Origin of the sequence: Rhabdochromatium marinum (assembly GCF_016583795.1) — a bacterium.
Classification (GTDB): domain Bacteria; phylum Pseudomonadota; class Gammaproteobacteria; order Chromatiales; family Chromatiaceae; genus Rhabdochromatium; species Rhabdochromatium marinum.
Genome location: NZ_NRRS01000006.1, coordinates 1 through 13,716 on the forward strand (window position 1 = coordinate 1; position 13,716 = coordinate 13,716).

Annotated in this window: 10 protein-coding genes; all 10 read left to right on the forward strand. The window is 60.1% G+C overall.

Translation table 11 applies throughout. The annotated features are described in order from the left end of the window. Positions 1–115 precede the first annotated feature (115 nt). Positions 116–577: a sulfotransferase family protein gene (locus CKO36_RS03055; protein ID WP_207161373.1), complete on the forward strand. Its 462-nt coding sequence runs from the start codon at positions 116–118 to the stop codon at positions 575–577. Positions 578–583: 6 nt separating this feature from the next. Then, a complete protein-coding gene (locus CKO36_RS03060) occupies positions 584–2,713 on the forward strand; it encodes an O-linked N-acetylglucosamine transferase, SPINDLY family protein (protein WP_200280411.1) in 2,130 nt (709 codons plus the stop codon). Positions 2,714–2,730: 17 nt separating this feature from the next. Beyond that, on the forward strand, positions 2,731–4,938 hold the full coding sequence (locus CKO36_RS03065; RefSeq protein ID WP_200280413.1) for an O-linked N-acetylglucosamine transferase, SPINDLY family protein: 2,208 nt from the start codon (positions 2,731–2,733) through the stop codon (positions 4,936–4,938). Positions 4,939–4,960: 22 nt separating this feature from the next. Continuing rightward, positions 4,961–7,168 carry an O-linked N-acetylglucosamine transferase, SPINDLY family protein gene (locus CKO36_RS03070; protein WP_200280415.1) on the forward strand — a complete coding sequence of 736 codons (2,208 nt, stop codon included), beginning with the start codon at positions 4,961–4,963 and terminating at the stop codon, positions 7,166–7,168. 22 nt (positions 7,169–7,190) lie between these two features. After that, positions 7,191–9,281, forward strand: coding sequence for an O-linked N-acetylglucosamine transferase, SPINDLY family protein (locus tag CKO36_RS03075; protein WP_200280417.1), 2,091 nt, complete (start codon positions 7,191–7,193; stop codon positions 9,279–9,281). A 147-nt stretch (positions 9,282–9,428) separates the two neighbouring features. Beyond that, positions 9,429–10,694, forward strand: coding sequence for a flagellin N-terminal helical domain-containing protein (locus tag CKO36_RS03080; protein WP_338053411.1), 1,266 nt, complete (start codon positions 9,429–9,431; stop codon positions 10,692–10,694). A 181-nt stretch (positions 10,695–10,875) separates the two neighbouring features. Further along, the gene (locus CKO36_RS20065; protein ID WP_200280623.1) at positions 10,876–11,370 is read left to right on the forward strand and encodes a flagellar protein FlaG; all 495 of its coding nucleotides are present in this window, start codon (positions 10,876–10,878) and stop codon (positions 11,368–11,370) included. A gap of 52 nt (positions 11,371–11,422) precedes the next feature. Then, positions 11,423–12,871 (forward strand): flagellar filament capping protein FliD, encoded by a 1,449-nt coding sequence (gene fliD, locus CKO36_RS03090; RefSeq protein WP_200280419.1) that lies wholly within the window; start codon positions 11,423–11,425, stop codon positions 12,869–12,871. A gap of 50 nt (positions 12,872–12,921) precedes the next feature. Continuing rightward, positions 12,922–13,323, forward strand: a complete 402-nt coding sequence (fliS, locus tag CKO36_RS03095) for a flagellar export chaperone FliS (RefSeq protein ID WP_200280421.1) — start codon at positions 12,922–12,924, stop codon at positions 13,321–13,323. A 24-nt stretch (positions 13,324–13,347) separates the two neighbouring features. Beyond that, positions 13,348–13,683: a hypothetical protein gene (locus CKO36_RS03100; RefSeq protein ID WP_200280423.1), complete on the forward strand. Its 336-nt coding sequence runs from the start codon at positions 13,348–13,350 to the stop codon at positions 13,681–13,683. Positions 13,684–13,716 lie beyond the last annotated feature (33 nt).

Here is a 13,716-nt window from a genome sequence, read left to right on the forward strand (position 1 = left end):
TTGAGCAAGTGCTTGAACGCATGCCTTGGCCGGCTTGGCCGGCTCGACGACGACCTCGACCGGCAAAGCGCCCCTACCTGATGCCTGTGGCGGCTTAGCAACAATGGACCAAGGCATGATCAAGGCCCTGTTCCCAAAGGCGCGGATTATTCACTGCCAGCGCGATCCGATGGCAACCTGCTGGTCAATTTTTAGTCATCCATTTAATGAGCATCATTACGCCCACCGCCTCGATATTCTAGGCCAGCATTACCGGCAGTATCAGAGGCTCATGGCGCATTGGGAACAAGTGCTGCCTATGCCGATCTATTCAGTACGATATGAACAACTGGTACGGGAGCCAACATCGATGATCCCGGCGCTGCTTGATCACTGCCAGCTTCCATTTGAGCAGGCATGCCTTGCGCCACACCTCAATGATCGGCCAGTCCTAACAGCCAGCGCTCACCAAGTTGTTAAGCCAATCTATATGGATCGAATCAATTTTTGGAAAAACTATAAACCCTATTTGATGGACTTGCATCAGGCATTGTATGGTGAAGGTGATACCAATGAAGATTCGCCCAACCCGAACTGAAATCCAATGATGCAAACACCCGGCGGGGAAACCGGTCAGCTTGAGCGCCTGCTGGCCGCGCAACCAGAGGATCTGAACACCTGGCTGACGCTGATCGAAACCCACTTGCAGCGTGGTGAAGTGGAAGCCGCGCTGCAAGCCGTTGAACGCGCCATCACGGCCATCGGCCAGCACGCCGGTCGAGCGCAGTTGACGCAGTTGCAGCAAACGCTGGAGATTTTTCTCAGGCCAGCGGCGGCTGAGGCGGATCCCGTCCAAGCCGCCGCCTGCTATCAACAGGGCAATCAAGAACGCGCCCAGTCCCGCCCAAAGGAAGCCAGGCTGGCATATCTGCAAGCGCTGGCACACAATCCTGATGATCCCGCCGCGCGGCTCGCGCTGGCCGCGCTGGAGACCGAACAGGGCCAGTTCCAGCAGGCGGAATATCACTATCGGCAGGCGCTGGAACGCTGGCCCGACCGGGCGGATGTCCTGGAGCCGGTCGCGGGCTTTCTCTCGGGGATCGATGCCTTGGACGAGGGCATTGCGCTGTTCCGGCGGGCGCTGGAGCTGAATCCCGAGCGAGCCGAGCTGTGGTTCTTTGCCGCCAATGCCAACAAGGCGCTTGGCAAGGCCGCCGTGGCGGAAGTGGCCTATCGCAGTGCACTGGAACTCAATCCCGATTATGTTGCCGCCTGGACGAACCTCGGCGAGCTGTTACGCACACTCAACCGCCGTGAAGAGGCGGAAGCTGCGTTTCGCCGCGCGCTGGCGATTGATCCCCACTGTGCCGTAGCGCATCAGTGTCTTGGCATGTTGCTGTTCGATCTGGCGCGCTTCGACGCCGCACACGCGGCTTTTCGTGAGGCGCTGGCCTGCCAGCCGGACTTTGCCCTGGCAATGAGCAACCTGCTGTTTCGAATAGGCTTTGCGGTGCACTGGTCAGCCGCGACCATGCGCGCCGAAGCGGAACGCTGGGAGCAAGTCGCCCTGTCCGCGCAAGAGCGGCAACAGGCGCGCGCTCGGACTTTTGCTCGCCAGTTGCTGCCGGGGCGGCGTCTGCGACTCGGGGTCTTGTCGAGCGAGCTGGGGCATCATGCCGTCGGGTTTTTTCTATGGCCTTGGCTGAGCGCACTGGATCGCAGCCGCTGCGAGCTGTTTCTCTATCCCACGCGCCTGCGCCCGGAGCCGCAGGCAGCGTCCTTTCAGGCGCTCGCCGATGCCTGGACCCCCCTGGTTGGTCTGGACGACTGCCAGGCGGCGGAACGTATCCGTGCCGATCAGATCGATGTGCTGATTGAAACCAGCGGTCACACCAAAAGCAACCGCCTTGGGATCATCGCCCATCGCGTGGCCCCGGTGCAGTGCCACTACATTGGCTACTTTGCCACCACCGGCCTGAGCGAAATGGATTATTTTATCGGCGACGCTGTCTTTACCCCGCCCGATCAGGATGACGGCTTTACCGAGCGCGTCTGGCGCCTGCCGCGCAGCCGTTATGCCTTTCATTCCTTGATAGACGCACCCGAACCTGCCTGGCATCCCGATCCCAAAGGCCGACTGTGGCTGGGCAGCTTTAATCAACTGAATAAGGTGCGCGAAGACAGCCTGGCGCTGTGGGGCGAGATTCTGCGCGCGCTGCCGAACGCGCATTTGTTCTTAAAGAACAACCAGGCCGATGATCCTCTGGTGCAAGACCGTATTCTGCGCACCCTGGCAGGCGAGGGCATTGGAGCGGACAGGGTCAAGTTTGTCGGCTATGCCTCCTGCTGGGCTGAACACATGGGGCTTTACAACTATGTCGATCTTGCGCTCGATCCGACGCCTTTTACCAGCGCCACCACCGGCTTTGAGGCGCTGTGGATGGGCACACCTTTGGTCACGCTGATGGGCGAACAGCCGGCCACGCGCCAAGCCGCGTCCATGTTAACCGGTCTGGGGCAGCCGGACTGGATCGCAACGACCCATGCCGACTATGTGCGCATTGCGCTTGAGCTGCTGCGGGATACTGAGCGGCGTCGCCACATTCGCACCACCCAGCGCGAGCGGATGCGCGGTGGTGAGCTGTGCGATGGGGCTGGGCTGGCTCGCGTGCTGCAAGACGCGTTTGCGGTGATGTTTGAGCATTGGCAGGCATCTGCCAGTTCATCACACTGAGCGAGGTCTTTTCACCCATGCTGCAACAGCAAGCAATTCCAACCGAAGACTATGCCAACAGCGGGGCGCCTGAAGATCTGGCCGCCTGGCTCACCCGTATCGAATCCCACGTACGCGACGGTCAGGTCCAGAAGGCTCTGGATAGCGTGCATGGAGCGATTGCAGCCACGGGTACCCAGCCCGGTCTTCTCCAGTTGGCTCAACAGCTCGAACAAGCCCTGCGCGACACTCCGCCGCCTGAGCCTTGGCAGCAAGACCTTGATCATCTGACTGCCATCCATGATGCCGGGGATTCAGCCGAAGCCCTGCCTTTGGCTGAGGCTTTTATTCAGCAATGGCCGAGCCAGCCGCAAGGCTTCCAGCGCCTCGCGGAGATTCGTCATCAGCTGGGCGATCTACTGGGCGCTTTGGCTGCAGCGCGGGAAGCCGTCGCCCTCGATCCCGCCAGCGCCCGCTCGCAGGTCAATCTTGCCGTGTTGTTGGCAGCCACCGATGCCTTGGACGAAGCCGACGCCTGTCTGCGCCAAGCCCTGATACTTAATCCCCATTTTGATGTTGCCCATGCGACCCTCGGCAACCTGCTGCGCATGCGCGGCGACTTGCCAGCTGCCGAGGTCAGCTACAAGCGCGCCCTGGCGTTGAATCCGGAACAGGCGCAAATGCACTACAACTTAGGCCATGTGCTCGAAGAACAGGGACAATCGGAGGCCGCCGAGCAGAGTTATCGCGAAGCCCTGCGCATTGATCCCGGCTTCGCCCAAGCACATGTTCAGCTTGGTTTTATTCTTACTCAGCAGAGACGCTACCTTGAGGCACTTGCGGCACTCGCCCGGGCGCTTGTGATCGATCCTGACTCAGTCCAAGCTCATGGCTACCGCGCTCGCGTACTGATGGAACTCGGCGAGCTGGAGGTATCTGAGGCCGCCTACGAACGAGCACTGGTCATTGCGCCCAACAATAGGTCGCTGCGCAGCAATAGGCTCGTGGTGATGGCGTTTTGTTGTCATTGGCCACCGGAAAGATTGCGCCAGGAAGCCGAGCACTGGGAAGTCGCCACGCTGTCAGCGGTTGATCGGCAGATCGCGTGTGAGCGGGTTTTACTGCGGGCGCCCCGGACCGGGCGCCGATTGCGCATCGGCCTGCTGTCGAATGAGTTAAGGACGCATCCAGTCGCCTTTTTCCTGCGTGCCTGGCTGAGCGAGCTAGACAGAAGCTGCTTTGAGGTCTGGGTCTATTCCTCGGAAGGCCATGAAGATGCCTACACAGATATGCTCAAGGCGTCGGCTGATCATTGGGTGTCGCTGGCGGGACTCTCCGATGCGTGCGCGGCGGAGCGCCTGCTAGAGAATCGCTTGGATGTGTTGCTCGAAACCTCCGGGCATGACCCTGGCAATCGCCTGGGCGTGATCGCGCGGCGCGTGGCGCCGGTGCAGTGCCATTACATCGGCTACTATGCGACCACCGGTTTGTCTCAGATGGATTATTTTATCGGCGATGCGGCGCTGATCCCACCCGAGCATGATGTGCATTTTACCGAGCAGGTCTGGCGCCTGCCCCGCACTCGCTACGCCTACGATCCACTGGAACCCGCACCAGCGCCGCGCTGGTGGCCAGACCCAGACGGGCGACTTTGGGTTGGGAGCTTCAATCGTCTGACGAAGGTGCGCGATGCCAGCCTGGCGCTCTGGGCCGAGGTGCTGCATGCTTTGCCCGAGGCCTACCTGGCACTCAAGGACTTCAAAGGGGATGATCGACCGTTGCAATTGCGGGTGCTGAAGACGCTTAAAGCCTGTGGTATCGAAGAAAACCGGGTGGCGTTTCTCAAGGCCACGCCCTCCTGGACGGAGCACATGGCCTATTACAACCGGCTCGACATCGCACTGGATACCCTGCCCTTCAACAGCGCCACCACGGGGTTCGATGCCCTCTGGATGGGCTGTCCGCTGGTCACGCGCATCGGTGATCGCCTGGCCGGACGTCAGGCCGCCTCTTTGCTGACCGGGCTTGGTCGCACCGAGTGGATCGCCCAGAGTGACGACGACTTTGTACGCATTGCTGTGGAACTGGCGCGCGATATTGACGGGCGCCGGCGGATTCGCAAAACTCAACGTGAACAGATGCGCCACAGCGAGCTATGCGACGGCCCGGGGCTGGCGCGGGCGCTGGAGGCAGCGTTCGAGGCAATGTTCGAGCGCTGGCAGGCGTCTGCTGGTCAAGCGCAATGATCAGATTGGATGATTACCCCTCATGTCTCAACAAAAAACAAGCACGACCAAGAAAAAAGCCGCGTGCAATAGCCCAAAAAATCTGGCCGCTTGGCTTGAACGGATTGAATCCCACTTACGCGAAGGTCAGGTTCAGGAGGCCCTGGACGCCGTGCGCGGGGCGATCAAGGCCACGGGCGCCCAGCCCGGTCTCCTCCAGTTGGCCCAGCAGCTCGAACAAGCCCTGCGCGACACCCCACCGCCCGCGCCATGGCAGCAAGACCTTGACCATCTGACCGCCATCCATGATGCCGGGCATCCAGCCGAAGCCTTGCCCTTGGCCGAGACTTTCATCCATCAATGGCCGGGCCAGCCGCAAGGCTTTCAGCGACTTGCGGAGATTCGTCATGGTCTGGGCGATCTGCCAGGCGCCCTGGCCGCAGCACGCGAAGCCGTCGCCCTCGATCCCGCCAGCGCCCGCTCGCAGGTCAATCTTGCCGTGTTGCTGGCAGCCACCGATGCCCTTGACGAAGCCGACGCCTGTCTGCGCCAAGCCCTGGTACTTGATCCCGATCTTGATGTGGCCCATGCGACCCTTGGCAACCTGCTGCGCGCGTGCGGCGACTTGCCGGCTGCCGAGCAGAGCTACCGCGAAGCCTTGCGCATTAATCCCGGCTTCGCCGCTGCGGCCTATAACATCGGGGTCTTACGCAATGCCGCCGGCGACTATGAGCAGGCCCGCTTGGCTTTTGAGCAGGCGGTAGCAGCCGACCCAGAATTCGCCCGAGCGCATACTCTGCTTGGTTTTGTTCTTAACCGGCAGAGACGTTACCTTGAGGCACTGGCGGCGCTCGCTCGGGCGCTTGTGATCGATCCCGACTCAGCCCTGGCTCATGGCTATCGTGCTCGTGTACTGATGGAACTTGGCGAACTGGAGGTATCTGAGGCCGCCTACGAACGAGCACTGGCCATTGCGCCGGGCAATGGGGCGATGCGCAGTAATAAGCTCGTGGCGATGGCGTTTTGTTGCCATTGGTCACCGGAGAGATTGCGCCAGGAAGCCGAGCGCTGGGAAGTCGCCACGCTGCCGGCGGTTGATCGGCAGATCGCGTGTGAACGGGTGTTGCCGCGAGCGCCACAGGCCGGGCGCCGATTGCGCATTGGCCTGCTATCGAATGAGTTAGGGATACATCCAGTGGCCTTTTTCCTGCGTGCCTGGCTGACTGAGCTGGACAGAAGCCGCTTTGAGGTTTGGGTCTATTCCTCCGAGGGCCGGGAAGATACCTACACGGAGGTGCTCAAGGCATTGGCCGATCATTGGGTGTCGCTGGCGGGCTTGTCCGACGCACGCGCGGCGGAGCGCCTGCTGGAGGATCGCCTGGATGTGCTGGTCGAAACCTCCGGGCATGACCCCGGCAATCGCCTGGGCGTGATCGCGCGGCGCGTGGCGCCAGTGCAGTGCCATTACATCGGCTACTGTGCGACCACCGGTTTGTCTCAGATGGATTATTTCATTGCCGATGCGGCGCTGATCCCACCCGAGCATGATGCGCATTTTACCGAGCAAGTCTGGCGCTTGCCCCGCACCCGCTTAGCCTACGCCCCCTTGGAATCGGCGCCCGAGCCGCGCTGGCAGCCAGACCCAGACGGTCGGCTGTGGATCGGAAGTTTCAATAATCTGTTCAAGGTGCGCGATGCCAGCCTGGCGCTCTGGGCCGAGGTGCTGCATGCTTTGCCCGAGGCCTGCCTGGCACTCAAGGACTTCAAAGGGGACAATCGCCCACTGCAATTGCGAGTACTCAAAACCCTCAAAGCCTGTGGTATCGAAGAAGACCGGGTGGCGTTTCTCAAGGCTACACCGTCCTGGGCGGAGCACATGGCCTATTACAATCGGCTCGACATCGCACTAGATACACTGCCCTACAACAGCGGCACCACGGGTTTCGACGCCCTCTGGATGGGCTGTCCGCTGATCACGCGCATCGGTGATCGCCTGGCCGGGCGCCTGGCGGCCTCTTTGTTGACCGGGCTTGGTCGCACCGAGTGGATCGCTCAGAGTGACGACGACTTTGTGCGCATTGCTGTGGAACTGGCGCGCGATGTTGCCAGGCGCCGGCAAATTCGCGAGACCCAGCGTAATCTGATGCGCCACAGCGAGCTGTGCGACGGCGCGGGGCTGGCACGAGCGTTGGAGGCGGCGTTCGAGGCGATGTTCGCGCGCTGGCAGGCATCTGCTGGTCAAGTGCAATGATCAGATTGGATAATAGCCCCTCATGTCTCGACAAAAATCAAGCACAACCAAGAAAAAAGCCGCGTGCAATAGGCCAATAAATCTGGCCGCCTGGCTTGAACGGATTGAATCCCACTTACGCGACGGTCAGGTTCAGGAGGCACTGGACGCCGTGCACGAGGCGATCAAGGCCAAGGACGCCCAGCCCGGTCTCCTCCAGTTGGCCCAGCAGCTCGAACAAGCCCTGCGCGACACCCCACCGCCCGCGCCATGGCAGCAAGACCTTGACCATCTGACCGCCATCCATGATGCTGGGCTTCCAGCCGAAGCCCTGCCCTTGGCCGAGACTTTCATCCATCAATGGCCGGGCCAGCCGCAAGGCTTCCAGCGGCTTGCGGAGATTCGTCATCATCTGGGCGATCTGCCGGGCGCTCTGGCCGCAGCACGGAAAGCCGTCGCCCTTGATCCCGCCAGCGCCCGCTCGCAGGTCAATCTTGCCGTGTTGCTGACAGCTACCGACGCCCTGGACGAAGCCGACGCCTGTCTGCGCCAAGTCCTGATACTTGATCCCGATCTTGATGTGGCCCATGCGGCCCTCGGCAATCTGCTGCGCGCGCGCGGCGATTTGCCGGCTGCCGTAGTCAGCTACAAGCGCGCTCTGGCGTTGAATCCGGAACAAGCGCAAACGCACTACAACTTCGGCAATGTGCTCGAAGAACAGGGACAATCGGAGGCCGCCGAGCAGAGTTATCGCGAAGCCCTGCACATTGATCCCAGCTTCGCCCCGGCGCATGCTGAGCTTGGCTTTGTTCTTAAAGAACTCGGCGAACTAGACGCCTCCGCAGCCTCCTACGAACGGGCGCTGGCGATTGAACCCGATAATGGAGTACTGCGCAGTGCCCTGTTCGTGGCCATGGCCGCTTCCGGGCATTGGCCGCCGGGCAGGCTGCGCAAGGAAGCTGAGCAGTGGGAAGTCGCGACGCTGTCGGCGGCTGATCGGCAAGTCGCGCGTGAGCGGGTGTTGCAGCGGGCGCCGCGCGCAGGGCGCCGATTGCGCATCGGACTGCTATCGAATGAGTTAGAAGTGCATCCGGTGGCCTTTTTCCTGCGTGCCTGGCTGACTGAGCTGGACAGAACCCGCTTTGAGGTTTGCGTCTATAACGCCCACGGTCGGGAAGATGCCTACACGGAGGTGCTGAAGGGGTTGGCGGATCACTGGGTGTCGCTGGCGGGATTGTCCGATGCGCGCGCAGCGAAGCGCCTGCTGGAGGATCGCCTGGATGTGCTGGTCGAGACCTCCGGGCATGAGCAAGGCCATCGCTTGGGCGTGATCGCGCGGCGCGTGGCGCCGGTGCAGTGCCATTACATCGGCTACTATGCCACCACTGGTTTATCGCAGATGGATTATTTCATTGGCGATGCAGTGCTGATCCCGCCCGAGCATGATAAGTACTTTACCGAACAGGTCTGGCGCCTGCCCCGCACCCGCTACGCCTACGACCCACTGGAACCCGCACCCGCGCCGCGCTGGTGGCCGGATTCAAGCGGGCAAATTTGGGTTGGGAGTTTCAATCGCCTGACGAAGGTGGGCGAGGTCAGCTTGGCGCTCTGGGCTCAGGTGCTGCATGCCTTGCCCGAAGCCCACTTGGCGCTGAAGGCTTTCAAAGGAGATAGTCGCCCGCGGCAATTGCGGGTGCTCAAGACGCTCAAGGCCTGTGGTATCGAAGAAGACCGGGTGACTTTTCTGAAGGCCACGCCATCCTGGGTGGAGCATATGGCCTATTACAACCGGCTCGACATCGCACTGGATACCCTGCCCTTCAACAGTGCCACCACGGGGTTCGATGCCCTCTGGATGGGCTGTCCGCTGGTCACGCGCATCGGTGATCGCCTGGCCGGACGTCAGGCCGCCTCTTTGCTGACCGGGCTTGGCCGCACCGAGTGGATCGCTCAGAGTGACGCCGACTTTGTGCGCATTGCCGTCGAGCTGGCGCGCGATGTTGCCGGGCGCCGGCAGATTCGCGAGACCCAACGCGAGCGGATGCGCCACAGCGAGCTGTGCGATGGCCCGGGGCTGGCGCGGGCGCTGGAGACGGCATTCGAGGCGATGTTCGCACAGAACGGATCGCATTAAAGGATTTTCAGCCGAAGCCGTTAGCCTCATCAGAGCGCTGCAAGAAGGGCCGCTCAAATCGCAACCCGCTACCCAAGTCAAGCATACAGACACCCGGCGCGGGCGCGCTAACAGACAAACCCAACGGATCAATTCAGGAGAAGCATCGTGGCACAAGTTATCAACACCAACATGATGTCGCTTAAAGCGCAGTACAACTTGTCAAATTCCCAGAAATCGATGAGCCAAACGCTTGAGCGGCTGTCTACCGGTCTGCGCATCAACAGCGCCAAGGACGACGCCGCCGGTCTGGCTATCTCGGAGCGTTTTGGTGCGCAAATCAAAGGCCTCAACCAGGCTGTGCGCAACGCTAACGACGGTATCTCGTTCTCGCAAACTGCCGAGGGCGCACTCAGTACGACGAGTGCCAATCTGCAACGTATCCGCGAGTTGGCTGTGCAGTCGGCCAGCGGTAGTAACACAGCAGGTGATCGGACTGCTTTAAATAACGAAGTCCAGGCGCTGATCCAAGAAGTTCAGCGGGTCGCGCTCAATACTGAGTTTAATGGGCAATCCATCCTAAATGGCTCGCAGACCGAGACGTTTTTCCAGGTCGGCGCAAACCAAGGCCAGATGATCTCTGTGAACGGCATCGATTCTCGCACCTCACGTCTGGGTAACCAGGAGATGGTTGGCGCCGCAGCTGATGCCCTCAACTCGACAGAGATGGGATACCTGGAAGATGCGGCCAGTATCGGTAGCGCGACAGTTGGGGGATTCACTATTAGTGTGGACATGGGTGGTACTAATAGCACCTCTTTTACAAGCGCTTCAGCCACCTCGCTGGAAGAAGCTGTTTCCAACATTAACAACGCAATTCAAACACAGATCGACGGAGGCAATACGACTGGCCAACTCGTCGGCGAAGCGGGTCTTAAGGCTTTCTTGCGAGTGAACAATGATGGCAATACCACGATTGCCATCACCGGAGATTACACAAAGGACACTTCTGGTGCTTTCTCCGCATCTTTCTCTGCTTCGGGTGGAGTCGTCTCCGCTACAGATTCCCTTGGCAACACCGTAACTGCAGATCTCGTGGATGGAGGCGCAAGTGAAAGAAACATCGCCACGAGTGCGAGTGTTCTGACCCGCGAAGAGGCGACCATGACCATTGGCATCATGGACGGCGCCTTGAGCCAGATCAATGCATTGCGCGCGGACATCGGTGCGGCTCAGGCGCGTTTCGACAGTGCGATCAGCAACCTGACGGTGTCATCCAACAACATGTCCGCCGCGCGTTCGCGGATTCGCGATGCCGACTTCGCGCAAGAGACCGCCGAGCTGACTCGGGTGCAGATCTTGCAGCAGGCCGGTATCTCGGTTCTGTCGCAGGCCAACCAGGCACCGCAGAGTGCGCTGTCGCTGCTTCAGTAGGTCATGGCGCATTGAGCCGATCATGACGCTGAAGGCGTCTGTCAGTGGGGGTTGCCAGCCAGAGAGAGGGGCTGGCAAACCCCGTCTCTGACATGAGGACAGAATGATGAGCGATAATTCAATCTCAATGATATCGACAGCTCTGACGCCCGCTTATCGAGGCGAAGCAGCGGGCGGACGCATGCAGTCCTCAGCCAGGGACGCGGCGGTCGCCGGGCAAGATGAGCAATCCGTACCACGGTCGAGCAGTCTTTTAGTCGCAACATCCGTCAACGATTCTGCGGCGGGTTCTGATACGATCAGTAAACAGACCGTCACGCCTGGGAAGAATACAGAGCAGACCGGCCATGACCAAGTTCCAGCAGACGCCCAGCCCCAATCCGGACTCGGGTTGGACGAGGAGCAGACCACAGCGACCGATCCCTTCGCCCAAGACCAGAGAGGCCTGCAACAGGTGCAGGAGGTAATCAACGAATACCTTAAGTCGAGCAATCGCTCGCTGGAGTTTTCGTTTGATGAGCCGAGCGGGCGCACTGTGATCAAGGTGATGGATGACGAAAATGATGAAGTGATTCGGCAAATCCCACCAGAGACTGCGTTGGCGCTGATAGCGCGGATACGCGATGGCGATAGTCAGGCGGCAACGGGCCTGTTGATCGATAATCTCTCGGCCTAATCACCTCTGCAAGGACTCCAACCCATCAAGCAACTGACAGGAGTAATTCAACATGGCAGGCATTAGTGCAACCGGAATCGGATCCGGATTAGATCTCCAGGGTTTGGTCAGTCAATTAGTCGCGGCCGAGCGTGCGCCGATCGAGAATCGGCTTAACCGGCAGGAGTCGACACTACAGGCGAAGATTTCAGCCTACGGCAGCCTGCGCGGGTCGCTCAGCACCATCGAATCGCCGCTCAAGCGTCTGAGCGAATTCGAACCCAAGATGAGCGTGACCAACTCCAACAAGGAGGCGCTCAGCGTCACAGCGGCGGATGATGCGCCGGCGGGTAATTTTTCCATCACTGTCAATCAGCTCGCCACCGCGCAGTCACTGGCGACCAACGCGGCCGATGCTGGGGCACTTTTTTCTGGAGGCGCCGCAACTGAGGTTGTCACCCTGGGCGACACGGCGACTTTTTCGATCCAAGTCGGCTCTGGTGATACCACCGATATTACTCTGGATGCAAGTGAGCAGGCGCTGACGCTCGGTAATCTGCGTGATGCGATCAACGACGCTGATGCTGGCGTAACTGCTTCGATCATCAATGATAGCAACGGTGCGCGTTTGGTCATGACCGCCAATGACACCGGCGAAAGCAATACCATCACAACCACCGCAACCGGCATGGCCAGTGGTGCGCTGGATACCGCGCTGAGTCTGGACGGATCGGCTGGAAACGTGCCTGGTGTTAATGGCCAGATTACCCAGGTAGCCCAGGATGCCCAAGCCATAGTTAACGGCATTACCATCAACAGCGATAGCAATACGCTAGGCAATGCTGTTGATGGCCTGAGCATCACGCTGCTGGAGACAACCACGAGTGCCACCAGCGTGCGGGTGGCCGAGGATCGATCTTCCCTGCGTTCGCTGCTGAACGAGTTTATCGGCGGGTACAACGAACTGATCAAGCAAACCAATTCGCTGACTGCTTACGATGCCGAGAACGACTCCGGCGCGGTGCTAACCGGTGATGCGACCGTGCGTGGTGTGCGCACCATGTTGGGCAATGCCATGGTTTCTTCCGGGCAGGCCATTCAGGATAACGGTTCGAGAAGCAAGGGCGAAAGCATCGCACTGGCTAACTTGGGGATTGTTTCGAGCGCAACCGGCACCCTAAGCTTCGATCAGAGCACGTTTGACGTAGCCATTGAAGACTATGGCATGGAGAATATTACTGCGGCGTTGAAGGATATTGCTGGCAACTTCCACGAAAACGTCACCGGTTTTACCAGTAGTACGGACGGCATGTTGGCAGCTCGCACCAAGGGCTTGAACGCAAGCATCGCCGACATCGGCGAGCAGCGCGAGCAACTGGACAAGCGCACGTTGGCATTCGAGGCGCGCATGACCGCGCAATTTAACGCCATGGACAGTCTGGTTGCAGAAATGAACACAACCGGAAACTATCTCATGAGTCAGCTCGGCAACCTGATGTCGAACAACAACAACAGCAATTAGTCGCTACTCAGGTGTAGCCGACAGCAGACTTGGCATGTATATTATTGGGTATGAATAAAAGCACTGAACAATACCGTCAGGCAGGCGTCCTGTCTGAAATCTCGGTGGCCAATCCGCACCGCATCATCCAACTGCTGTTTGAGGGCGCGCTTGAACGCATCGCCGTCGGGCGCGGTGCCATGCTCCAAGGCAATATCCCCAAGAAGGGCGAACAGATCGGCAAGGCGATTAATATCCTCGACGGGCTGCGCGGGGTGCTCGACTACGATAAAGGCGGTGAACTTGCCGAGCGCCTCGACGCCCTTTACGAGTACATGTCTTTTCAGTTGTTGCAGGCCAATCTGCACAACGACCCCGACTTGCTAGATGAGGTCACCCGGCTCTTGCGTCAGATCAAGTCCGGCTGGGACGAGATTCCGGAGGAATTTCGCAACGGGGTCAAGGCCGTTTAGGGCGGTCGTTGTGGCCGGCATGTCGTGACATCCCCTGCCCCACACCTTGAACCTCGGCTTGAGCGCCTGCTCGCCGAGTTTGAGCAATCCGCCGCAGATGGCTCATTCAGCGAGTTGCCCTCGTTGGACGCCCAGCTGCGGGAGCTGCTGACCTCCGATGAGATTACCCAACGCGCAGCCGAGGATGCTGACGCCCGTGAGCGACTCATCACCCACCTTCAGTCCATCGACCAAGTCCACCGCCAACTGATCGCTGTTGCCGAAGAGCAGCGTCGCGTGCTTGCTGAGCGCGTACAGCAGCTGCACGAGGATCAGCGCGCCGCCAACACTTACGAGCGTGTGCGCCACCAGTCCCTCTGAGACTGCTGCCTGAGTTCATTCGCGCGGTTCCTT